The following is a 22,846-nucleotide window of genomic DNA, read 5'->3' as shown; positions in this document are numbered from 1 at the left end:
ATGGAATTAACTCGAACTGTACTGATCCAAAATCGTTTGGGTCTTCATGCTAGAGCGGCGGTAAAGTTAGTTGAGCTAGCACAAAGCTTTGATGCCACTATCACGATTCACAGTGAAGAAGACAAAGTCGCGACAGCCGACAGTGTTATGGGGCTGCTCATGCTGGAATCAGCGCAAGGCCAACATATCACCATTCAAGCCGCGGGTACCGATTCACAACAAGCCTTGGATGCTGTCTGTCATTTAATTGAAGACAAGTTTGATGAGGGCGAATAGCTCAAAATCACGACGCCAAATACCCAATTGTCCAGAGCAACTTCCGGACACGATTAAATCTTAGTTCTAGCTAAGTTAATGATTTAAATAAGCCCCAGAATTAAGTTACTATTCCAAGCATTGTTAGAATAATGAGATAGGAGGAAAATATGGCAGAGCAATTAGAATTCGACCAAGCTCACCAAACCCTCCAAGAAGTCAGCGAAGCCCTAGAAAACGGCCGATTTGTTCACGTACGCCGACTACTTCAGGACATGGAACCTGAAGATATTGCACACCTTTTAGAAGCCTCCCCTCGCAAAAGTCGTGATGTACTCTGGCAACTCACCGATCCTGAAGACTACGGTGAAATTCTTGATGAGCTAAACGAAGACGTCAAAGATGCTCTTGTGTCGAAAATGGCACCAGAAACCTTGGCAGAAGCAACCGAAGGTATGGAGACCGATGACGTCGCGTACGTACTTCGAAGCCTACCCGACGATGTTTCTCGCGAAGTCCTTTCTCAAATGGACTCCGTTGATCGTGCCTTAGTTGAAACAGCACTATCGTACCCAGAAGATTCAGCGGGTGCGTTAATGAACACCGACGTAATCACGATCCGTGGTGATGTAGATGTTGAGGTCGTCCTACGTTATTTACGTATGCGTGGTGAATTACCAGACGCTACTGATGCATTGTATGTTATTGACGACGACGAACGCCTGATTGGTAACCTATCGCTCAGCACACTGATTACGACACAACCCGATGTTGCGGTTTCCGAAGTAATGGAAGATGCAGACGAAGCTATTGCTGTTGAAACCAGCGCCTCTGATATCGCTAGCCTGTTCGAACGTCGTAACTGGGTTTCGGCTCCTGTCGTCGATGTAAATCAACATCTTGTCGGTCGTATCACGATCGATGATGTGGTTGATGTCATTCGTGAAGATGCCGAACACTCAATGATGAGTATGGCGGGTATGGACGATGACGAAGATACCTTCGCTCCGGTCGTAAAATCCGCACGTCGTCGTAGTGTCTGGTTAGGCGCAAATGTTTTAGCAGCACTCGCCGCAGCGTCTGTGTCTAACATGTTTGAAGCGACACTGAATGAGATGGCAGCCATCGCTGTTTTGATGACCATCGTACCGTCCATGGGCGGTGTTGCTGGTAACCAAACCGTCGCTCTAGTCATTCGTGGTTTAGCACTTGGTCATATCGGTGACAGTAACAAACGCGAACTGCTCCTCAAAGAAGCCTCTATCGGCTTCCTTAACGGCATTCTATGGGCCGTTATCATTGGCGGCATAGTCGTAGCTTGGAAAGGCAATTGGATCTTGGGAGGCATCATCTCAGCAGCGATGATGACAAACTTGATTGTCGCGGGTATTGCCGGTGTAACCATTCCAGTGATGCTGAAGAAGATGAATATCGACCCAGCCCTTGCTGGCGGTATGGCTCTCACCACGGTGACCGATGTAATTGGCCTATCGGTGTTCTTAGGCTTAGCGACCATACTGATCTAGTTAGCAAAAGCAGCTAGCCAACTTTTGGCGAAAAACAAAAAGGGAGCTATCAGCTCCCTTTTTAATTCATCAGATTAGCTTTAATTGAATTACTCGCCTGCGACTTTCATCGACTCAAGCAAGATAGAACCGGTTTGAATTTGCGAACGCGTTTCAACATCGTTACCTACCGCTACAATCTGAGTGAACATGTCTTTTAGATTGCCCGCGATCGTCACTTCCGACACTGGGTATTGGATCTCTCCATTCTCAACCCAGAAACCTGCTGCGCCACGAGAGTAATCACCAGTCACGGTATTCACACCTTGACCCATCACTTCAGTCACAAGGAAACCTGTGCCTAATTCTTTTAGCATTTGCTCAAAGTTTTGACCGGTAGATTTAACGAACCAGTTATGGATACCACCCGCATGGCCTGTCGGTGTCATTTCCATCTTACGAGCTGCATAGCTAGTAAGAAGGTAAGTTGCTAACACACCATCCGTGATAATTTCACGATCTTGAGTGTAAACACCTTCGCTGTCGAACGGACTTGAAGCCAAACCACGTAAGATATGCGGACGCTCAGAAATATTGAACCAATCTGGCAGAATTTTCTGACCTAGGTGATCCAGTAAGAACGAAGACTTACGGTAAAGGTTGCCACCGCTAATTGCCATCACAAGATGGCCAATTAGACCTGTAGCGACGTCGTTAGCGAACATAATTGGGTATTGACCTGTTGGAAGCTTCTTCGCATCCAAACGGCTTACAGTCTTTTCTGCGGCTTCTTGACCAACACGCTCAGGCGTCCAAAGCTCATCACGGTGACGTGCAACGGTGTAGCTGTAATCACGTTCCATTTCGCCATTAGCACCTTCACCAATCACACAACAGCTTGTGCTATGACGGCTTGATGCGAAGCTGGCTAGCAGACCGTGGCTATTACCATAAACCTTAACGCCATAATGGCTGTCGTAGCTTGCGCCATCACTTTGTTTGATCTTGTCGCTGTACGCGAGTGCTTGTCTTTCAGCAGCAATCGCAATCTCAGCGGCATAGTCAGGGTTCGGCTCATCAGGGTGAAAAAGATCCAAATCAGGAATTTCTTTCACCATATATTCTTTAGGTGCTGGACCTGCAAACGGGTCTTCAGAAGTGTATTGAGCAATATCAAGCGCGGCTGCGACGGTTTGAGCAATCGCCTTCTCGCTCAGATCAGATGTAGATGCGCTGCCTTTCTTCTGGCCGCGATAAACAGTAATGCCTAGAGCACCATCACTATTAAATTCAACGTTTTCCACTTCACACATACGTGTTGAAACACTTAAACCCGTTGACTTAGTAATAGCGACCTCAGCTGCGTCTGCACTCACTGATGCCATATCCAACGCTTTAGCTACTGCGGCTTCTAGCTCAACTCTTTGCTGGGCGACTTGCTGTTTTACATCCATATCTATTCTAATTTTTTAGGTCAATATTACGTAGGATAACAAGAATTTCGCTTTCTCCCCAAGATTCTTGCTAAAATAGGCAATATATTCGTTTGAGATAGTGACATAGGCAGAAAAGATGGCTCGCAAAAACCAAAAAGCCCCATGGGAACCAGAAGAAGAAATCATCTGGGTAAGTAAGACTGAAATGAAAACGGACATGGACGCCCTGCAAAAGCTGGGAGAAGAGCTTGTTGAACTAAAGCCTTCTATTCTTGATAAGTTTCCTTTGTCTGAAGATCTGGCTTTAGCGATTAAAGATGCACAGCGCTTTAAAAATGAAGCAAAGCGCCGTCAGCTTCAATACATTGGTAAAGTAATGCGTAATGTAGATCCAGAGCCGATTCAAGCGGCTTTAGATAAGATTCGCAACAAACACTCTCAAGCAACAGTTGAACTGCACAAACTAGAGCAACTGCGTGACCGCGTTGTTGCTGAAGGCGATGCTGCCATTTCAGACGTGATGGATATGTACCCTGAAGCAGACCGTCAGCGTCTTCGTCAGCTAGCTCGTCAAGCTAACAAAGAGAAAGCGGCAAATAAACCTGCTAAGTCTTCTCGTGAAATCTTCCAAATCTTAAAAGAGCTAAAGCTAGGCGACTAATTTTTGCTTCCCTTTACTCAGAAAGATAATAAAAGACCTAGCATATGCTAGGTCTTTTTGTATTCGAAGCTCTCAATATTAAGAAGTACTCAATATCAGGACTCAGTCGTTATTCTCCTGCTCGAACAAAGGAACTCAATTCGCCTTGTGGGTGATCGGCAGTTAGCGCATCTATCGAGTCTTCGACTAAAACCTTACCCAGTGCCACAAACACAAACTTGTTCGCGATACTGCGCGCATCACCTAAGTGGTGGGTCACCATCAAAACAGTAATGTTTCGCTCTGCTGCTAATCGCTTCACTAAGCTCAGCATCTCTTCACGAAGTAAAGGATCAAGCGCTGAAAAGGGCTCATCAAGTAGCCAAATATCATGCGGCTGTACAAAACATCGAGCTAGCGCAACACGCTGACGTTGACCGCCCGATAAATGCTCCGGCAATCTATCCAAGTACTCCGCGACCCCAACTTGTGCAGCTGCTTGCTCAACTTCAAGCTTTTGGGTTGCCGTAAGCTTTAACCCCGGATGCAGCCCTAAACCAATATTTTCACGTACAGTAAGGTGGGCAAACAGATTATGCTCTTGGAACAACATAGCTAATGGGCGTTGATGCGCCTCTTTGCCTATCAAAGATTGTCCTGCTACCGAGATCTCACCCGATGTAGGCTCAATAAAACCAGCAACCAGCGCCAGCAGTGTTGATTTACCCGCACCACTAGGCCCCATCAATGCAACAATGTCGCCCTGCTCTGCTTGAAAATCAAAACTAAACAACTCTCGGTGATAGTGGTAGTCCACATCTTTCATCACTAACATCATCGGTTCCTTAACCCTTTAGCATCTAGCTTTGAGTTTCGAGTAAATAAAAATTCAATCAGACTAAAGCTACCGACACTCAATAACAGCAGACTGACCGAAACAACGGCGGCGGCTTCCATCTGATAGCTGCCTAGCAATTGGAATAGATACAAAGGTAGTGTTCTAAAATCATGACTGCCAAACAAGGCAATCGCACTTAAATCTCCCATTGCAAGCATGAAGCTAATCGAGAATGCGTGCGCCATAGGTTTACGTAATGCTCGCCACTCCACCAACCTAAATCGCGTGAAGCCGGTCATCCCTAAACTCGCGCACACATATTGATACTGCTGAGACAGGTGCAACATAGGTTGAGCCAAGGTTTTAATCACGTAAGGCAGCGCCATCAAACTGTTTACTGCAACCACAATAAAGAAAGCCAAGCTGAACACATCGGTAAATGAACGCAGCAATAAGAAAAGACCAGTACTGATGACTAACCCCGGTGTCACTAAGATAATAGTGCCAATCAGTTCGATTTTATCGGCTCGAAAATTCTTATTCTGCAAGCGCCATGCGCGACTGGTCAGCAGTATCGCAATACCAATAAAAACGGCGATAACACTGGCCAAGGAAGCGACACGCACCGAGGTCATTAACGCCGCCCAAAACGGTTCACTGCTGAGCACCGTCAAAGCTTGAGAGTTAATACCACTAAAGATAACCATGGCTAATGGCGGCAATACCAGCATTGAGACTACGATGATCCAAAAGCTATCCCAAGCTTTTGACCACCAGCTGTCCTTAACCAAATATTTCTCTTCCGACAGCTGGCTGGCTGTCACGGAGATAGGCTTAGATAAGCGCTGAATACTCACTGCTAACACACCACACAGTAGCATTTGCCATATTGCGAGTAACGCACCAGCCTGTAAGTCAAAGTCGAATTTAATCGCTTGATAGATGGCTAGTTCAATAGTGGTCGATTTCGGACCACCACCCAACGCCATCACGGTAGCAAAGCTGGTGAAGCACAACATGAAGACCAAGCCACACACATGCGGCAGTTGCTGTCTTAGCCTCGGCCATTCAACCCATTTAAATTTATTCCAATGACTCATGCCCAAATGAGCACACAGCTTGTGTTGCTCGGCAGGCACGGTATCCAAAGCTTGTAAGAGTAAACGGCTAGCATAAGGCAGATTAAAGAAAACGTGCGCCAGTAAAATGCCATTCAAACCATAAATCGAGAATGGTAATTCAATGTCGAAGTTAGCCAAAAATTTAGCTAACCAACCACTGTTGCCGTAAATCGCCAGCAAGCCAAATACGCCGACTAACACAGGCAGAACCAAAGTCGACGCGAACAGTCTTAATAACAAAGCTCGTCCAAAAAATTGCCTGCGACACAGAGCGTGAGCAATGGGTATAGCAAAGCCAACACTCAGTAAAGTTGAGAGTGTCGCTTGATAAAAACTGAATTTCGTTACATGCCAATAGTAAGGATCTGACCATACTTGGCTGATATCAAGAGAAGGGGCATTGCTAAGCAATGCCCCAACCGCTGAAACCACGAAGGCGGTAATGAGTATCGCAACCCAGATCCCGACCTTAGGTGTTTTCTTTATCATAAATTGATTATTTACCGTAAATGGCTCATTCCAAACATCACGAATGAGCCTTTAAGTACAGGACGCTCATCTTTTTAATAGTAAGTTAAAAAGTAAGTGCACTCTGCCATTCGTGAATCCAAGGTTTGCGCTTAGCGGCAATTTCTTCAGGCGTAAAGCTCAGAGCTTTCTGCGGTACCGTTAACTGCTCGAACCCTTTTGGTAGTTCGATGTCAGTCACTGGGTACATCCAGTTGCCCGTTGGCATCGCTGATTGGAATTCGTCACTTAGAATAAACGCCATAAACTCATCAGCAAGTTTCTCGTTCTTGCTACCTTTTACCTTGGCTGCCACTTCAACTTGAGTGTAATGACCTTCTTCAAAGCTTGCTGCTGCGTACTTAGAATCACTTTCTGCAATGATGTGGTAAGCCGGAGAAGTCGTATAAGACAACACTAAGTCCGACTCGCCCTCTAAGAACATAGAGTAAGCTTCAGACCAACCTTTAGTCACAGTAACCGTTTTCTGAGCGAGCCTCTTCCACGCGGCTGTCGCTTCATCACCGTAAACAGACTTCATCCATAGCATCATGCCTTGGCCTGGCGTTGAAGTACGTGGGTCTTGATAAATAACCTTCAGATCATCACGCTGCTCAACCAATTCTTTCAAGCTCTTAGGCGGGTTTGCTAATTTCTCTTTGTTATAGATAAACGCAAAGTAACCAAAATCATAAGGAACAAAGGTGCTGTCGTTCCAACCGTTAGGAAGTGTCACTGATGACGTATCCACACTGTGCTCAGCCAATAAGCCCGTCGCTTTCGCCTCAGCCATTAGATTGTTATCTAGGCCTAACACGATGTCTGCTTTGCTGTTACCACCTTCAAGACGCAAGCGGTTAAGAATAGACACGCCATCTTCTAGCGCGACAAAATTCACATCACAGCCACACTTTTCTTCGAATGCTTTTTCAACGGCAGGACGAGGGCCCCAATCCGCAGCAAAAGAATCATAGGTATATACAGTTAGAGTATTGTCTGCAGCAACGGCAGAAAAAGAGATGGCTGTAGTAACAGCAAGAGTTGTTAATGTGAATTTCACTGGACGCTCTCCATGGTCTGAGCGGCACAGGTTTGAGGGAGGAGAACAGTAGAAGTTGTTCCTAACTCAATTCCTACGCCAGCATTATCTGGTTCAGGTTTACGGGTCCCAAGCACTTGCTTGATCTCAGCTCGCATTCATTATTTGAATGGTTCGCTCCCCGATGAGTGTTCAGAATTGTAATTCGAATTTTAACAATAAGCTATCAAGTTTGGATCAATTACGTTGATCGTACCCCCAACGTGGCACTAAACCTTGCTCGATACCAAGATGGTCTAGAATGCGCGCGACCATAAAATCGACCAGATCTTCGATCGACTTAGGTTGGTGATAAAAACCCGGAGCCGCAGGCATGATCGTCACGCCCATGGTCGAGAGTTTGTGCATATTCTCTAGATGCAGCGTAGAAAATGGCGTCTCACGAACCACCAACAGCAGCTGGCCTCGCTCTTTCATAACCACGTCTGCTGCTCGCTCAATCAGGTTATCTGATAGGCCATGAGCAATTGAAGCTAAGCTTCCCGCAGAACATGGACACACCACCATCTGCTTCGGTGCTGCAGAACCAGAGGCAACCGGTGAGAACCAGTCATCTTTGCTACACACCACCAGCTTTTCTGGGTCGCAACCTAAATGCTTAACCAAAGCTTGTTTCGCAGCATCTGGCCCAGCAGGTAACCTAAGTTCATGCTCAGTCGCCAACACCACTCGCGCTGCCGACGATATCAGCAAATAAACCTGATAATCTGCCGACAATAGGCATTCAAGTAAGCGCAGTCCATAAGGCGCACCAGATGCGCCTGTGAAAGCGAGGGTTATAGCTTTATCGTGTTTCGTCATGTTCTCAATTACTTCAAATTATAAGGTCTTGGATCAGTTAGCCCTTGAGTGCCAACGCATCCAACAGTTTTTGGTGAATACCACCAAAGCCACCATTACTCATTACCAAGATTTGGTCGCCCGCTTGTGCCTCTGAGACAATTGTAGCAACGAATGCGTCCATGTCATCACTCACGTGTGCGGGTTGATGGCACGCATCGGCCACGTCTTGTACAGACCAATCAATGTTATTCGGTTGGAATAAGTAGGTAGAATCCGCCTGCTTAAGCGAATCAGCCAAGGTTTCTTTGTGCACACCACGCTTCATGGTGGCAGAACGAGGCTCTAAAACGGCAATGATTTTCTTTGTGTCGACCTTATTACGTAAGCCGCCCAGCGTAAGTTCAATCGCTGTAGGGTGATGAGCAAAATCGTCATAGACAGAAACGCCTGCCACTTCGCCTTTAAACTCTAAGCGACGCTTGGTATTAATGAACGTCGCCAGTGATTCACACCCTAAATCAGGCGTAACACCAACATGTCTTGCCGCCGCAATCGCCATCAAGGCATTGTTGACGTTATGATCGCCAACCAAATCCCAATCTACGGTTCCAACACATTCACCTTGGAAGTACACCTCAAATTTAGAGCCGTCTTTAATCAGCTTCTTGGCATCCCAATCACCGAGTTCACCACTCGACTCAGTTTCACTCCAGCAGCCACGAGATAACACATCTTGGATCGCGGCATCTTGCTTCGGTGAGAAAATACGGCCATTACTTGGCACAGTGCGAACCAAATGATGGAACTGTCGCTTGATTGCCTCAAGATCATCAAAGATATCTGCATGATCAAATTCGAGGTTATTCATCACTAACGTTCTTGGATGATAATGAACAAACTTAGATCGTTTATCAAAGAAAGCACTGTCGTATTCGTCAGCTTCAACCACGAAGAACATGCTTTCACCAAGGCGAGCAGAGATACCAAAATTACCCAGCACACCGCCGACAAGAAAGCCCGGTGCATAACCGCAGTCTTCAAGGATCCAAGCCAGCATACTCGATGTTGTTGTCTTGCCATGCGTTCCGGATACCGCCAGAACCCAACGGTCATGCAACAAGAACTCTTGCAACCACTGAGGCCCAGAAGTGTATCTAAGGTTGTTATCCAATACATACTCAACACACGGGTTACCACGACTCATCGCATTGCCAATGACCACTAAGTCAGGTCTTGGTTCTAATTGGCTCGGGTCGAACCCTTCAATAATCTCAATCCCCTGAGACTCCAACAAGGTGCTCATTGGAGGATAAACATTCGCGTCACTACCAGTAACCTTGTGACCTAATTGACGAGCCAATACCGCAGCACCACCCATGAAGGTGCCACAAATTCCTAAGATATGAATATGCATATATTGTTTCCAAACGCTTGGCTAAATGAGCCATGTCTAAATCAAACTACTTGCACTCATTATCATTAAATGGCGATTAAAAGCGAGCCACAATGCAAAACAAATTTAGTCGACATAGTAAGTGAGATCTGTGTCGCTTAGTTCATTACCATTAAAAAGATCTAACCTTTAGAATTTAGGTAAGCGTCTAGATGAATAAAGCCCATATAAGAGGCTAATTCTACAGTGCTCAAATCCCCCCTAATATTCAGAGAAGTTTAAGGAAATAACATGTCTGAGATGCGCACCCTTGGTGAATTCATTGTTGCAAAACAAAATGACTTCCCCCATGCAAGCGGTGATCTATCATCCCTTTTGTCATCAATTCGTCTTGCTGCAAAAATTGTTAACCGCGAAATTAACAAAGCAGGTCTTGTCGACATTACTGGCGCTGTTGGTACAGACAACGTTCAAGGTGAAGAGCAACAAAAGCTAGACCTGTACGCGAACGACAAGTTTAAAGCTGCACTTGAAGCCCGAGACCAAGTTTGTGGTGTTGCGAGTGAAGAAGAAGACGAAGCCGTTGCCTTCAATAAAGAGCTCAACAAAAACGCAAAATACGTCGTGCTGATGGATCCACTTGATGGCTCTTCAAACATCGATGTGAATGTATCGGTTGGTACAATCTTCTCTATTTACCGTCGAGTATCACCGATTGGTACTCCGCCAACACAAGAAGATTTCCTACAACCTGGGCACAAGCAAGTTGCCGCGGGTTACGTAATTTACGGTTCTTCAACCATGCTTGTTTACACAACAGGTGCTGGCGTAAATGGTTTCACCTATGACCCATCACTGGGTACCTTCTGTCTATCTCATGAAAACATGATGATCCCTGATGAAGGCAAGATCTACTCGATCAACGAAGGTAACTACTTCCGCTTCCCAACAGGTGTTAAAAAGTACATCAAGTACTGCCAAGAAGATGAGCCGAGTGACAACCGCCCTTATACTTCTCGTTACATTGGTTCTCTAGTATCAGATTTCCACCGTAACCTGCTGAAAGGCGGCATCTATTTATACCCAAGCACACAAAGCCACCCTCAAGGTAAGCTGCGTTTGCTTTACGAATGCAACCCAATTGCTTTCCTTATGGAACAAGCAGGCGGTATCGCTTCAGACGGTGTTCAACGTATCATGGATATCAAACCAACAGAGTTACACCAACGTGTACCTTTCTTTGTTGGCTCAACAGACATGGTTCGCAAAGTAGAAGAGTTTCTTGAACTTAACCAAGACTAATCCTCTCGTTTATTTCTCAAAATAACACCATTAAAAAAGCCAGCATTCACATGCTGGCTTTTTGTTTGTTCGGTTATCGAGTATCGACTCTGTTATTTATTCGTCAACTAAAACTGTTGTTCCGCTTACACCAGTCACCCGAAAGTATTTCTTTATTAGCTGTTAGATCAAGCTGATACAAATATACCCATGCTAATCCAAATTTAGTCTCTATTTGCTCGCGACGATACTCAACAGGAACATCTTCTAGCCGATCGAGCGACTCCAAAATTTCGTCGTTAATGATATAGACCTCGCCAGCGACACTTTTCTTTCCAAAAATCATCGCTGGATAGGCACCTAAATCAAAAAGGGCAAACGACTCTGGTGTATCAAAGCGCCCCAACAACTCACAATGCTGCAAATAGTGGTGATTAGACTGGCCTTCTCTCAACGTGCCATAGACGAACACAAGATGCTGCATAAACCCTCCACAAGCCCTTCATACTTTTACTTCGATGAATGGCTGAAACATTATCTACTCGAGCTCAAATTGCTCTATTCAAACTTCTTTACTCGAACTCGAATTGATAAAGAAGATCTACGGCACTGTCTAGGCCTGATACAGCTTCAACATAGAGGTCCTGCATCAATCGATAACGAACGGTAAATTCACCTAACGAGTTGAAGATACCCACGCCATATTTCACCTGTAAGCCAGGCAGAATATAACCACTTACCGTTACTTGTGAATCATCACCAGAACCTGCGGTATCCAGTTGTAAATCTTGCACACCAAACGCTTCACCGATTTCGCCGACAACTTTACCGCTCTTCGCCAAACTCAAGCCAATTAAGGTGGTTGTCATCGAACCGCTCGACTCACCGTCGATATCTTGGCCACGCAAAATATAAGACAGCGCATTCGCTTGAGGCATCGCTGGGTCAGAATAAATCTCGATGGTCGGCTCTGTCGCAGGGCCCGTCACTCGAATACCTGCGGTCACATCATCCTGAGTATTATCTGGGTTACGTATCGCATTGATTGCTACGTATGGCTGATCTGGCGGACCATTCATTAGAATCTTACCTTCTTCGATCAACAGGTCTTGTCCGAATGATTGGTAAGTACCATCGACGATGTTCACTTCACCGGTAATGAATGGACCTTGGTCTTTTTGAGCCACATTGAGCTTACCAACCAAGTCGCCTTCAAGACCGAATGCTGACAATTTAAAGTCATCACCAATGGAGATATTAATATTGGTCATCACATTGAACGGAATCGTATCTTCATTTTCTGGCTCAAGATCTTTATTCAAGATAACTTGATCAGAAGACACACCAACCGCTGATGGTGGCAAGTCTTCAACAACAATACGTCCCCATGGTAATGCAATGTCACCGGTTATTTTCGCAAGCTCTGGCGTGACATCAATGGTCATGTCGGGAACAACCTTCACCTTAACCATAGGCGGGATAACAACCATCAACTCGTCGGCAAACACTCTGACATTAGAGTGCCATGCTTGAAGATCCTGCCAATCCCCAGAGCCTTCGATATCAAGGTGACCATCAGGTGTTTCAACATTGGCATCTAACTTCGCGCTATAGCCGTCAAAGTCGAGGTCAATACGACCATCTTTAATATCCACTGGCGTCACATCGCCTTTGACTTGAATACCATCAACAGAGAATTGGCCAAAGACTTGAGGATGCATCAAGGAGCCTTTTACTTTTAAATCACTCTCAAGATCCGCCTTCAATAGGCTGTATTCACCAAGAATCGGCTGTAAGAAATCCAGATGGAACGTTGTCAGCTTAATTGCCGAATCAACCATTTTGTCTTCAGCGAGAATATCCGGTAGCGACACCGTGCCAGACAAATCGCCATTGTCAGACACATCCAACTTAAAATCGGCATCCAGTTTGTTATCTTTCAGTTGGGCATTCAATGCAACGCTTTCCCAACCTAGTGTGATTGGCTCTCCGACTTGCTGAACAACCTGACCTTTCGGCATATCGACGCTAACCGTCACCTCAGGTTCACCTTGTTCCGACCACTTAGCATGAGCGGTCGCATTCACTAAGCCCTGTAGTTGTGTTTCTTTAGGCACAAAGGCTTTAATCTGTTCGAAATCGAATTGGTTTATCGCCAATTTGGCCTCACCCGACTTGCCGACACGCACGTCTTCATCCAGACATACACTCGAACCCGATTGCTTCCAACAGTGCGCTTGTACATCAGCAAACTGATTATCGACATCCGCCTTAATTGCGACAGGTTGATCTAATACCCAAGGCCCCTGTTGAGTGGTAATTTTGACTCTGTCTAACGACCCATCCCAAATAAGAGAAGGCTTTTGAATCAACTCACCAGAAATCGCTAAGCTTGTAGACACGATGTCGGATATCACATCAAGTGTCACGGTATGCTTCTTCTCACCACCACTCACCGTTAAGTCAATGCTTTCAACGCTTTGATCTTGATAGGTTAAGTTCTTGGCTTTTAGTACAAGATCGGCTTGAGCCTCTGGTAATGGAAGAGGAATCACAGAGCCATTAAGAGACAAGGACTCCAGTGTAGCCTCGTTATTCCAATCGACCTTATCAACATTTAAAGCAAGGTCGACTTCAGGCTCTTTCGTTGGACCGCTCAGTTGAATGCTACCAATCACTCTGCCTTTCAACTCGGGAATACTTTTTGCGAGCTCAGGGAAGAAGATCTCAACGCCCATGTCCCATTGCTTATCAAGCTCACCCAGCGCCTTAATCGAGTTAACACCGTGAGCCAAACTCAAACCACTGGTTTTCAGTTTAGGTTCACCGCTCGCGCTGCGATCAGACGCTGACAACTGCCCTTCGATATCCAGAGGGTATTCTCGCAAGATCCCTTCAATATCGAGCTTAGGCAGTTCAATCGCCCAACCACCCGCTTCCGTCAACTCACCCGAAGTGACGATGCTTCCGCTAATGTTACCTTCGGCTTCAGGCCACTGTAGACCCGGTTGTATGTCTTTGAGCGTCACATCAGCTTGCCAATTAACGAGCTTCTTCCAGTTCGCTTTGACTACACCATTTAGTTCGCCACCCAAGGTATTCAGTTTCAAGCGTTCAAGTTCAATCTGTTCTGTGGTGCCTTTACCTTGCAGGTCGATGGCTAACGCAGGTATCTCCTTACCGTTCGCTTTGCCTTTAAGTTGCACATTAAAACCATCTAATGAGCCATCGGCTTTGAATTTCTCGATAGCCGCTTGATAGTCACTTTTACCGGTTAGAGGCCATTGCGCTTTACCTCCCTCTAAAAGAAGGTCAAATGGCAGAGTCGGCTCTAAGGGCTGAATATCGCCAGACAGTTGTGCCTCAATCAATTCAGAAAACTGAGAATCTAAGTGCAGCTTAGCCACGCTTCCTTGTGCTTTCAGCGATAATTTCTGACCAGCGAGGTCGGTTTCTTTCACTAACGCATCCAAAGAAAGTTCTAGCGGATAGCCATCCTTGAACTCAACCTTCGTCGCTAAATTCGCGCTTACTTGTGGCATATCGAGTTCGAGAGTAGAAATATCGACCGTATGTTTCCCTGCTCGAGCTTCTAGTCCAAGGTGGTTTACCACAATCGGTGTTTCTTGTTCTAAAGTGAAATTGTTGAGATCAAAACGCTCCAGTACAACCTGCAAAGGAATTAAGACTTCAGGTAACTCGATAGCCGTTTTAGTGGCAGCCTCTAGTTCTACCGTTTCTGTTTGCGGTTCTTCTGTCGACTCAGCAAGCTTAACTTTTAGGTCATTGAACAAGGTTGGCGATACCGTCAGCGTTTCCCCCTGCATACTCAGAGCCGTTGAGAACAAACCCCATTCAATTTCATGACCCAAGATATTCAGCTTGATATCAGACAACGCGATACGATTGATCACTATTGGTAGTGGTGTTTTCACTGATGTCACGGGCGGAGTAGGTTCTGCTTCCTCTGTTGAAGCTGGTGGTAATTCAGTAAATGCGAAATCCAAACCTTGAATCGCTAAGCGGTCGACACACAATTTAGGGTCGAGTAAACAACGAGGATTAATCGCCAAGTTCAGCTTTTTTACCTTGGTGTCGATATGCAGGCTGTCATCTTTAAACTGAACATTATTAAGCGTAAAGCTTGGGAACAGAGCCCCTTTAGTGCTTTCTACTTTAAGTTGTGGCAATGCTTTTTCAGCGCCCCATAGCACTGTATTCAACCCTGGATTGGTGAACAAAACAAAACCGAGCAGAGCTATCAACAACAGCAAAATAGACGTCAGTGAAATTGACGTCCATTTTATGCATTTGCCCATCACTTTGATCATAATTCTGGCCCTAAACTAAAGTGTAACTGGAACTCATCACCTTTTGCTGCATCTAGGCCCCAAGCAAAATCTAAGCTGACAGGACCGACGGGCGACGCCCAACGAACCCCGACGCCAGTACCATGTTTCCATTCAGGTTTATCATTGAAGGCATCACCAATATCGTAGAAAGCCGCACCCCACCAATTACCAACCAATCGGTATTGATATTCAAAAGAGCTGGTTGCAATGAATTTCGCACCCGTTAGTGCGCCACTTTCATCACGAGGAGAGATAGATTCATAACCATAACCACGGATACTGTTATCACCACCGGCAAAGAACCTTAGCGAGGGAGACAGCTTCTCAAACTCGTCGGCAAAGTTTCCGCCGAATTGAAGGCGAGTTAAACCGCGGTGATTATTACCAATGCTGCGAATCCATGCTGTTTGCCCTTGAAAACGCACTACCTTAGTTTCAGATAATAAGGTGTCATCAGCCGCTTCAAACATAATGGTTTGTTTATCGCCCCACATCGGCATCGACCCACCACGCGTTCGAGTTCGCGAGAAAGAGATACCCGGCAACACGAATTGCGCTAAGTCATCTTGCAAACCTTGTTCATAGTTTTCGACCAAGTATCGAATAAATACAGTACGTTGCCAGCCATTATCCAGACGCCAATATCTTTCTAAGGCTAAGTTTGACTCCAAACTTTTGGTATCTCGATTATCCAAGTTCTTCATACCGTACTTGATTTGATAGTAGTCATTAAGCACGTCATCCAATGGGATTTTATAAGCTGCGGTAATCGTCTGCTCGGGCTTGGAGATCGACAGGCTACTATTGAAGCTATGACCTTTCTCGTTAACCCAAGGTTTCTTCCATTTTAGGGTGCCTTTTACACCAAGGTCTGTTGATACACCGATACCGGTTTCGATTTGGTTACGCGCTTGCGGAGCAAGACTCACCTTCATCGGTATTTCACGGCCTTCGCCCAATTGGCTTAAATCAGGTTCAACAAAAACAGAAGAGAACCAATCCGTATTGGATAGGTTTTGATTGTATTCACCAACTTTGGTTATCGAGTAAGGTTCGCCATCCTCAAATGGTTTGAGTGACTGCACCTTATCTTCTTCAATCTGGCTACCGGTAACCTGAGTGGTACCAAAGTGGTAGCGGATACCACTGTCATAATGAAGGCGAACATAAGCACGATTTAATTCGGGAGCGACTTCGAGCTTACTGAGGTCGTAAGCCCCATCAAAATAACCTTTCGCTAATCCAAGGTTACGTATCGACGATTTCAAAGAATCATAATTACTATGATTAAGCACTGAGCCTTTAGACAAATTGCTCTTGGCGATCAAAGCCAAAAAGTCAGGATCATCTTTGGCCTCACCAGTTAGAACGATATCTGAAGTATAAATAACAACAGGCTCTCCCTGCTCAACCGTGACCGTCAGCTCGGTATCATCTTCGGCGTGAGTAAATGTGATGCGAGGTTGGTAGTAACCTAATGCATTCAGCGCTTCTTTGATCATAGATTCCAAGCGTGATTGGAACCTTAGCGAAACCGAATACTCTTCTTCAGGGATCGCACTCAGATAAGCATCAACATTATCCTCAAGCGCTCCATCTAGCCCTTTAATTTCAAGGGAAACGTCAGCGAAAGCGAGCGTCGATGACAGTAGAGTGCCAATCAGAACTGGTAAAGTTTTTCTTATCATGTTTAATTGGTGAAGAAGTTATCAATACGTTAATAAGTGAAAAGAAATAATACCGCTAAAAAGGCATTGAGTCTGTAATAAATCCTGCAATAACACGGTCTAATTTAAAGACTTAGTCAATATGAACTAACCGTTGATATGAACCTACAGTTAGTAAAAGCCAACGCGGTAAACGTATGCGAAAAGGAATATAACATGCTAAACAAACAACAACTGGTTTCCGCAGCAACCGCATTACCGGGAAATGCTGACCCAATCCAAATCACTGAGCGCCATTTTATCAATCAAACGGACCTAATCGATGCTCCTACGGGTTCTCAACAAGAAGTCCTACTTGGTATGGGATGCTTCTGGGGAGCTGAGCGTTTGTTCTGGCAACTGGATGGCGTGATCTCCACATCCGTTGGCTACGCAGGTGGGTACACGCTCAATCCTACTTATGAGCAGGTATGTAGCGGGCAAACCGGCCATACCGAAGTTGTTCGTGTCATTTTTGATAGCGAACAAACGTCTTTAGCTCGAATACTTGAGACCTTTTGGGAACGCCATGACCCAACTCAAGGTATGCGCCAAGGCAACGATTTGGGGACGCAGTATCGCTCGGCAATTTACACATTCAGTGAGCAGCAGCAAGCTGTTGCCGAACACTCCAAACAAGAATATCAACGAGCGATGACTGAATCTTTAGGCAACGAGATCACGACGGAAGTTCTACCTGCTGGAAAATATTTTTTCGCGGAAACCTACCACCAACAATACCTAGCAAAAAAACCTAACGGTTACTGTGGGTTGGGCGGTACGGGTGTGTGCTTCCCTCCGCAATAATGTGTGTTAGGCATACCGACTAGAACGTCACCCATAAAAAAAGGGCTTCCACTTAGGAAGCCCTTTCTCACTATAAATCTATTTAATACAAGACAACTCAATAAAGCTCAGTTACACCGGCAACGCCGCAATGGTGCCGTTAACTTCTTTAAAAATAGTGAGCTTTTGTTTGTCTGAAACTTCAGGAAGAAGCACCTTGCCTTGGTCGAAGCGAAACTCTCCGATACCTTCAATAGCAAACTGGCCTTTGAACAGGACTTTAACGAAACGCGCCACCTGATGTGGACGGTAAGTAGAAAATTTTCTTAACATAATACAACCTCAATTCCATTTGAGTACTACAGTCACGCACCTGAACACCACCGTATTCAAAGCACATTAAATCGCTAATTCCTTTAGCAAACAGCAAGATAATCTATTGTTCATCTCGATATCGATGCATTATACCTTTTGGTAACAAGCCTGCAACTTATTTCTACGTCGTACGATAAAAAAGTTAAAGAGGCATTTTTCAAATTTCATATTATACTTCTAGAGCAAACCAATAAGCGGAACAAAAATATAATGAAAAACAAAACTCTACTGGCTTTTTTAGCCGCAGCCTCTCCACTCTTTGCCAATGCTCACAACTTATCTGTAGGTGAAACTCTGCCTGCTGTCGATGTTAGCAACTATGGTGAAATCGTACTAAACGACGGAAATACTGGATATCAAGCTTGGGCAACCAACGCTCTTCTAGGTAAAGTTCGCGTCGTTCAAGCAATCGCTGGCCGCAGCAGCTCTAAAGAGCTCAACGCACCACTGATGGCAGCCATTACAGCATCGAAATTCTCAGAAGACAGCTACCAAACCACCACCATCATCAACCAAGATGATGCGATTTGGGGGACGGGGTCTTTTGTTAAATCATCAGCCGAAAGCAGCAAAGAAGAATTTCCATGGTCTTCTATGGTGCTAGATGAAGACGGAGCCGTCGCGTCATCATGGGCTTTAGCAGAAGAAAGCTCAGCGATTATCGTTCAAGACAAGCAAGGTAAAATATTGTTTGTTAAAGAAGGCGCTCTCAACGAATCAGAAGTCACGCAAGTTATTGAATTGATTAAAGCCAGCCTTTAATCAGATAATCGCGTCTTTTTCGAGACCTGACCAAAGGATATTGTTATATTATAACAGTATCCTTTTTTAATTCTGTGGTTAATCATCCTCATGTGGCAAAACACACCTAACAATGTGAAACGCAAAACAGGCTTGTTGCTTGGGCTGATGCTTATGTTAAGCGTGTTAGCAGCGACACATATTGTGGATATCGACCCAGATCATCACTCTTCACATCATTGTGAGCTGTTTTCGATAAATCAGTTCATTACGGCGCACTCACTGCCACAGATCCCAGAGTTCCATTCAGAATTTACTGCCACTATCACAGAATCAGTAATTTCGTTACAGCGCCTGTATTTCGCTTATTTAGCGCGTTCACCTCCTGTAAAGATCGCTTAATTACCACTATTTTTTAATTAATCTTTATTCAGGAAAAAAACATGAAACCTACTATTTTAGCCGTTGTTATCGGCATGACTGTCTCAACGAATGTTCTAGCTAACGAAGAATTCCGCTCTCACGAAGCACACGTGCACGGTAAAGTTGAAGTAAACATCGCTCAAGATGGACAAGAGCTGCTTGTTGAAGTAACAGCTCCCGGCGCTGATGTGGTTGGCTTTGAACATGCTCCAGAGACTGCTGAGCAGAAGAAAGTGTTTGAGCAAGCTATCGCGCAATTAAATAAGCCAGAAGAGCTATTTGGTTTCAACAATGCAGGCTGTACGCTGAAGTTCAAGTCAGTGACGAACACCTTGGAGGGCGATCATGATGACCATGAAGGCCATGACCACGCGGAACACGATCATGACGACCACAAAGGCCATGACCACGCGGAACACGATCATGACGACCACAAAGGCCATGACCATGCAGAGCACGACCATGACGACCACAAAGGTCATGATCACGCAGAACACGATCATGACGACCACAAAGGCCATGACCATGCTGAACACGATCATGATGACCATGATCACTCAGAAGGTGGGCACGGTGAGTTCACTGTCGAGTACCATTACCAATGTTCAAACATTGAGAAGCTGGATACCGTTAACACCCAATGGTTCTCTAAATTCGGCAACACCAAGTCTATGACTGTAAACCTGTTAACCGACAGCGCGCAAATTCAAGAAATACTTAATGCCGAGCGTATTAGTTTTCAATTCTAATCACGATTAGATTGAATTAAACGCAGATAAACAGCCAAGTAACGACCTGCTTACTTGGCTGTGCAAATCGGTGTGTTCTGGGAATTTATTTTTCTAATAGCTGTCCAGTAAATACACCGCTTTAATCATTGGAGCTAATATGTCTTTTGACAGTTCATCACTTGTGGTCAAACTCGAAAATATCAGCTTTCGTTGGAAGCCTGAATTATCCCCAACGCTAGAGATCCCCTCACTGCATATCCAAGCCCAAGAGCACCTTTTCATAAAAGGGCCTAGTGGTTGTGGGAAGTCAACATTATTAGGGTTATTGACCGGAATTAACCAAGCAGAGCAAGGTGAAGTTTCTATCCTTGGCCAAGATCTCACACAGCTAACGCCTCGTCAGAGAGACAAGTTCAGAGCCGATCATATTGGCTATATATTCCAACAATTTAATCTGCTTCCTTACTTATCAGTGATCGACAATGTGACGCTTCCTTGCCAGTTTTCAAAGATTCGTAAACAGCAAGTCACTGAAAGTCAGAACAGCCTGCAAGCCACCGCTCAAGAATTATTGCTCAGATTAAAGCTACCACAAGCCTTAATGAACAAACCTGTTACTGAGCTGAGTATTGGTCAACAGCAACGTGTCGCTGCAGCTCGCGCTTTAATCGGCCAACCAAAGATCATCATTGCCGACGAACCAACATCGGCTTTGGATCATGACAACCGAGAAGCCTTCATCGAATTGTTACTCGAGCAAGCAAATCAAGCCGGGTCTACTCTGATATTTGTCAGTCACGATCCAACATTAGAAAAGCTGTTCACTCGAACCATAGATTTAAAAACCGTTAACCAAGCTAAGGTTGTCGTATGAAAGTAATTACTCACTTAGCCCTAAAAAGCGTACTCAACCGTAAAGCCACCGCTATTCTGACGATTCTCACCGTGGCAGTGTCAGTGATTCTATTACTCGGTGTTGAACGCGTAAGAACCGAAGCAAAGAGCAGTTTTGCTAATACGATTTCAGGTACTGACCTTATCGTTGGTGGCCGTTCTGGTCAGGTAAACCTACTGCTTTACTCAGTATTCAGAATCGGTAATGCGACCAACAACATCGACTGGAAAAGCTATGAAGAATTTAGCCAGCACAATGCCGTAAAGTGGGCGATACCCATCTCATTGGGAGATTCGCATAAAGGTTTCCGTGTGATGGGTACAAACCATAGCTACTTCGAAAACTATCGCTATGGAAGTAAGCAACCACTTACTTTTCAGCAGGGTAAGGAATTTAAACAGCTATTTGATGTAGTAATTGGGGCTGATGTCGCGAAGAAGTTAGATTACAAGATTGGTGATCACATCATTCTTGCACACGGTATCAGTGATGTTGCCTTTAGTCGTCATGACAACCTGCCCTTCACAATTGTTGGAATACTCGCGCCAACCGGCACACCAGTAGATAAAACCGTGCATGTTTCGTTAGAGGCCATTGAAGCGATTCACGTGGGCTGGGAATCAGGAGCCAACCTAGGGCACACGCCAGATGCAGAAACATTAAAGACCTACGATTTCCAACCTAAGCAGATTACCGCGATGATGGTTGGCCTTAAATCGAAAATCCAAACCTTTGCACTGCAACGAGAAATCAATAATTATCGCCAAGAACCTTTGAGCGCCATTATGCCGGGTATTGCTCTGCATGAATTGTGGGGAATGATAGCCGTGGCAGAACAAGCACTACTGATTGTTTCAGGGTTTGTTGTAGTCGCGGGACTATTAGGAATGCTAAGTAGCCTACTGACTAGCTTGCAAGAAAGACGTCGAGAGATGGCCATTTTACGTGCTATGGGAGCAAGGCCTCGCCATGTCTTTGGTTTACTGATCAGTGAAGCAAGTGCACTGACCTTCCTTGGCATAACACTAGGGGTTGCCGTTTTGTTTGCCCTAATCGCAGTAGTTGCTCCTATTGTGCAACAAAGCTATGGTATCAACATATCGATATCCGCAATCACCCCTCATGAGTGGAAACTGCTTATACTGGTACAAGTTGCCGGAATCATTATCGGCTTTATTCCCGCTTTCAGGGCTTACCGTCAGTCATTGTCTGATGGCATGACTATTCGAATCTAAAATAGGAACCTACGATGCAACGCAAATTCCTACTGATATTTGGGCTACTTCTATTCCCATTTATCAGCACAGCTCACGCTGAAACCGCACCGACTGACGAATCGGTATTAACTCTGGATTGGATTGATTTAATTCCGGAATCAGAACGTGCTCAGCTGGATTCGTTCGGCATGCCGACAGTTAACCACGACAGTATGGACAAACCTCAACAATCGACACTTGGCGCTGTTCGCCCTGAGTTGAATGGCAGCACAGTAAAGATTCCTGGCTTTGTGATTCCATTGGAAGGTGATGAAAACATGATCACTGAATTTCTGCTGGTACCGTACTTTGGCGCATGTATCCACGTGCCGCCACCGCCGCCGAACCAAATCATCTACGTGAAGTTCCCTAAAGGTGCGCCAATACAGCAGCTATGGGATGTAATTTATTTAGTAGGTACGCTAAAAACCGAGTCAATAAGCCACGACTTAGCTCAAACAGGTTATCTTATTGAAGGTACAGCAATAGAAGAATATGACGACATGTAGTCATTAGAAGGGTGGCTCACGGATGAGCTACCATCACTGAACAAGTGAACTTATTCAATAACAGTTTCATAACGATATTGTTTGACTAGTTTATGCGATGTAATTAGACAAATAAGCTAGGACAGCCACATAAGTAGCGAGTAATAACCCTATACTAAGCTGTTTCTTCAGCTTGTTATCATTGACTTGATTCATAACTCCTCCTTGAGAATTA

Annotated in this window: 21 protein-coding genes and 1 riboswitch; of the genes, 11 read left to right on the top strand and 10 right to left on the bottom strand. The window is 45.1% G+C overall.

From position 1 onward, the window contains the following. Window positions 1-276 carry an HPr family phosphocarrier protein gene (locus ED652_RS10695; protein ID WP_017110571.1) on the top strand — a complete coding sequence of 92 codons (276 nt, stop codon included), beginning with the start codon at window positions 1-3 and terminating at the stop codon, window positions 274-276. A gap of 149 nt (window positions 277-425) precedes the next feature. Next, entirely contained in the window at window positions 426-1,781 is a 1,356-nt protein-coding gene (gene mgtE / locus ED652_RS10690; RefSeq protein ID WP_065104182.1) for a magnesium transporter, read from the top strand. Window positions 1,782-1,870: 89 nt separating this feature from the next. Here mgtE and pmbA read toward each other — a convergent pair whose 3' ends face one another. After that, window positions 1,871-3,214 (bottom strand): metalloprotease PmbA, encoded by a 1,344-nt coding sequence (gene pmbA, locus ED652_RS10685; RefSeq protein ID WP_099165089.1) that lies wholly within the window; start codon window positions 3,212-3,214, stop codon window positions 1,871-1,873. A gap of 118 nt (window positions 3,215-3,332) precedes the next feature. Between pmbA and yjgA the strand changes: the two genes are divergently transcribed. Then, complete coding sequence (gene yjgA, locus ED652_RS10680) at window positions 3,333-3,857, top strand: ribosome biogenesis factor YjgA (protein ID WP_017107760.1); 525 nt, start codon at window positions 3,333-3,335, stop codon at window positions 3,855-3,857. Window positions 3,858-3,966: 109 nt separating this feature from the next. Here yjgA and thiQ read toward each other — a convergent pair whose 3' ends face one another. The 5 genes from thiQ to mpl form a co-directional block, all read right to left on the bottom strand. Further along, window positions 3,967-4,671: a thiamine ABC transporter ATP-binding protein gene (gene thiQ / locus ED652_RS10675; RefSeq protein ID WP_065112000.1), complete on the bottom strand. Its 705-nt coding sequence runs from the start codon at window positions 4,669-4,671 to the stop codon at window positions 3,967-3,969. After that, window positions 4,671-6,284: a thiamine/thiamine pyrophosphate ABC transporter permease ThiP gene (gene thiP, locus ED652_RS10670; RefSeq protein ID WP_162929937.1), complete on the bottom strand. Its 1,614-nt coding sequence runs from the start codon at window positions 6,282-6,284 to the stop codon at window positions 4,671-4,673. Before thiP ends, thiQ begins: the two co-directional genes overlap by 1 nt. An 85-nt stretch (window positions 6,285-6,369) precedes the next feature. Beyond that, entirely contained in the window at window positions 6,370-7,362 is a 993-nt protein-coding gene (gene thiB, locus ED652_RS10665) for a thiamine ABC transporter substrate binding subunit (RefSeq protein WP_122054724.1), read from the bottom strand. Between the two features lie 53 nt (window positions 7,363-7,415). Beyond that, window positions 7,416-7,535: riboswitch (TPP riboswitch) on the bottom strand. A 43-nt stretch (window positions 7,536-7,578) separates the two neighbouring features. Continuing rightward, the gene (locus ED652_RS10660) at window positions 7,579-8,202 is read right to left on the bottom strand and encodes a flavin prenyltransferase UbiX (RefSeq protein ID WP_122054722.1); all 624 of its coding nucleotides are present in this window, start codon (window positions 8,200-8,202) and stop codon (window positions 7,579-7,581) included. 37 nt (window positions 8,203-8,239) lie between these two features. Further along, entirely contained in the window at window positions 8,240-9,598 is a 1,359-nt protein-coding gene (gene mpl, locus ED652_RS10655; protein ID WP_122054720.1) for a UDP-N-acetylmuramate:L-alanyl-gamma-D-glutamyl-meso-diaminopimelate ligase, read from the bottom strand. Between the two features lie 270 nt (window positions 9,599-9,868). Here mpl and fbp point away from each other — a divergent pair, with 270 nt between their 5' ends. Continuing rightward, entirely contained in the window at window positions 9,869-10,879 is a 1,011-nt protein-coding gene (fbp, locus tag ED652_RS10650) for a class 1 fructose-bisphosphatase (RefSeq protein ID WP_017107754.1), read from the top strand. Between the two features lie 103 nt (window positions 10,880-10,982). Here the strand turns inward: fbp and ED652_RS10645 are convergent, their stop codons facing one another. The 3 genes from ED652_RS10645 to ED652_RS10635 form a co-directional block, all read right to left on the bottom strand. Continuing rightward, window positions 10,983-11,342, bottom strand: a complete 360-nt coding sequence (locus ED652_RS10645) for a gamma-glutamylcyclotransferase (protein ID WP_122054718.1) — start codon at window positions 11,340-11,342, stop codon at window positions 10,983-10,985. Window positions 11,343-11,430: 88 nt separating this feature from the next. Further along, a complete protein-coding gene (locus tag ED652_RS10640; RefSeq protein WP_122054716.1) occupies window positions 11,431-15,189 on the bottom strand; it encodes a translocation/assembly module TamB domain-containing protein in 3,759 nt (1,252 codons plus the stop codon). Next, the gene (locus tag ED652_RS10635; RefSeq protein ID WP_122054715.1) at window positions 15,186-16,898 is read right to left on the bottom strand and encodes an autotransporter assembly complex family protein; all 1,713 of its coding nucleotides are present in this window, start codon (window positions 16,896-16,898) and stop codon (window positions 15,186-15,188) included. The genes ED652_RS10640 and ED652_RS10635 overlap by 4 nt, the downstream gene beginning before the upstream one ends. A 195-nt stretch (window positions 16,899-17,093) precedes the next feature. Here ED652_RS10635 and msrA point away from each other — a divergent pair, with 195 nt between their 5' ends. Further along, entirely contained in the window at window positions 17,094-17,723 is a 630-nt protein-coding gene (gene msrA / locus ED652_RS10630; RefSeq protein ID WP_122054713.1) for a peptide-methionine (S)-S-oxide reductase MsrA, read from the top strand. A gap of 111 nt (window positions 17,724-17,834) precedes the next feature. On the opposite strand, the gene ED652_RS10625 is transcribed toward msrA, so the two are convergent. Continuing rightward, window positions 17,835-18,035 carry a DUF1107 family protein gene (locus tag ED652_RS10625; protein WP_004735283.1) on the bottom strand — a complete coding sequence of 67 codons (201 nt, stop codon included), beginning with the start codon at window positions 18,033-18,035 and terminating at the stop codon, window positions 17,835-17,837. Window positions 18,036-18,287: 252 nt separating this feature from the next. Between ED652_RS10625 and ED652_RS10620 the strand changes: the two genes are divergently transcribed. The 6 genes from ED652_RS10620 to ED652_RS10595 all read left to right on the top strand — a co-directional run bounded on the left by ED652_RS10620 (window position 18,288) and on the right by ED652_RS10595 (window position 22,632). After that, window positions 18,288-18,839: a YtfJ family protein gene (locus ED652_RS10620; protein ID WP_122054712.1), complete on the top strand. Its 552-nt coding sequence runs from the start codon at window positions 18,288-18,290 to the stop codon at window positions 18,837-18,839. A gap of 90 nt (window positions 18,840-18,929) precedes the next feature. Then, complete coding sequence (locus tag ED652_RS10615) at window positions 18,930-19,220, top strand: DUF2607 family protein (RefSeq protein WP_076669193.1); 291 nt, start codon at window positions 18,930-18,932, stop codon at window positions 19,218-19,220. A gap of 41 nt (window positions 19,221-19,261) precedes the next feature. Beyond that, the gene (locus ED652_RS10610) at window positions 19,262-19,990 is read left to right on the top strand and encodes a DUF2796 domain-containing protein (RefSeq protein WP_122054710.1); all 729 of its coding nucleotides are present in this window, start codon (window positions 19,262-19,264) and stop codon (window positions 19,988-19,990) included. Between the two features lie 139 nt (window positions 19,991-20,129). Further along, on the top strand, window positions 20,130-20,846 hold the full coding sequence (locus ED652_RS10605; RefSeq protein WP_017110584.1) for an ABC transporter ATP-binding protein: 717 nt from the start codon (window positions 20,130-20,132) through the stop codon (window positions 20,844-20,846). Next, a complete protein-coding gene (locus ED652_RS10600; RefSeq protein ID WP_122054709.1) occupies window positions 20,843-22,102 on the top strand; it encodes an ABC transporter permease in 1,260 nt (419 codons plus the stop codon). Before ED652_RS10605 ends, ED652_RS10600 begins: the two co-directional genes overlap by 4 nt. Before the next feature lie 14 nt (window positions 22,103-22,116). Further along, entirely contained in the window at window positions 22,117-22,632 is a 516-nt protein-coding gene (locus ED652_RS10595; protein ID WP_065104194.1) for a DUF3299 domain-containing protein, read from the top strand. The last annotated feature ends 214 nt before the right edge of the window (window positions 22,633-22,846 follow it).

It is taken from the genome of Vibrio sp. Evd11, from assembly GCF_900382755.1.
Classification (GTDB): domain Bacteria; phylum Pseudomonadota; class Gammaproteobacteria; order Enterobacterales; family Vibrionaceae; genus Vibrio; species Vibrio lentus.
The sequence above is the reverse complement of the archived record's forward strand: the minus strand, read 5'-3'. Positions and strand labels throughout refer to the sequence as shown.

Bases quoted from the DNA above. Each gene is read 5' to 3' on its own strand.
- ED652_RS10695 (WP_017110571.1), top strand. From the start codon at position 1: ATGGAATTAACTCGAACTGTACTGATCCAAAATCGTTTGGGTCTTCAT.
- mgtE (WP_065104182.1), top strand. From the start codon at position 426: ATGGCAGAGCAATTAGAATTCGACCAAGCTCACCAAACCCTCCAAGAA.
- pmbA (WP_099165089.1), bottom strand. From the start codon at position 3,214: ATGGATGTAAAACAGCAAGTCGCCCAGCAAAGAGTTGAGCTAGAAGCC.
- yjgA (WP_017107760.1), top strand. From the start codon at position 3,333: ATGGCTCGCAAAAACCAAAAAGCCCCATGGGAACCAGAAGAAGAAATC.
- thiQ (WP_065112000.1), bottom strand. From the start codon at position 4,671: ATGTTAGTGATGAAAGATGTGGACTACCACTATCACCGAGAGTTGTTT.
- thiP (WP_162929937.1), bottom strand. From the start codon at position 6,284: ATGATAAAGAAAACACCTAAGGTCGGGATCTGGGTTGCGATACTCATT.
- ED652_RS10660 (WP_122054722.1), bottom strand. From the start codon at position 8,202: ATGACGAAACACGATAAAGCTATAACCCTCGCTTTCACAGGCGCATCT.
- mpl (WP_122054720.1), bottom strand. From the start codon at position 9,598: ATGCATATTCATATCTTAGGAATTTGTGGCACCTTCATGGGTGGTGCT.
- fbp (WP_017107754.1), top strand. From the start codon at position 9,869: ATGTCTGAGATGCGCACCCTTGGTGAATTCATTGTTGCAAAACAAAAT.
- ED652_RS10645 (WP_122054718.1), bottom strand. From the start codon at position 11,342: ATGCAGCATCTTGTGTTCGTCTATGGCACGTTGAGAGAAGGCCAGTCT.
- ED652_RS10640 (WP_122054716.1), bottom strand. From the start codon at position 15,189: ATGATCAAAGTGATGGGCAAATGCATAAAATGGACGTCAATTTCACTG.
- ED652_RS10635 (WP_122054715.1), bottom strand. From the start codon at position 16,898: ATGATAAGAAAAACTTTACCAGTTCTGATTGGCACTCTACTGTCATCG.
- msrA (WP_122054713.1), top strand. From the start codon at position 17,094: ATGCTAAACAAACAACAACTGGTTTCCGCAGCAACCGCATTACCGGGA.
- ED652_RS10625 (WP_004735283.1), bottom strand. From the start codon at position 18,035: ATGTTAAGAAAATTTTCTACTTACCGTCCACATCAGGTGGCGCGTTTC.
- ED652_RS10620 (WP_122054712.1), top strand. From the start codon at position 18,288: ATGAAAAACAAAACTCTACTGGCTTTTTTAGCCGCAGCCTCTCCACTC.
- ED652_RS10615 (WP_076669193.1), top strand. From the start codon at position 18,930: ATGTGGCAAAACACACCTAACAATGTGAAACGCAAAACAGGCTTGTTG.
- ED652_RS10610 (WP_122054710.1), top strand. From the start codon at position 19,262: ATGAAACCTACTATTTTAGCCGTTGTTATCGGCATGACTGTCTCAACG.
- ED652_RS10605 (WP_017110584.1), top strand. From the start codon at position 20,130: ATGTCTTTTGACAGTTCATCACTTGTGGTCAAACTCGAAAATATCAGC.
- ED652_RS10600 (WP_122054709.1), top strand. From the start codon at position 20,843: ATGAAAGTAATTACTCACTTAGCCCTAAAAAGCGTACTCAACCGTAAA.
- ED652_RS10595 (WP_065104194.1), top strand. From the start codon at position 22,117: ATGCAACGCAAATTCCTACTGATATTTGGGCTACTTCTATTCCCATTT.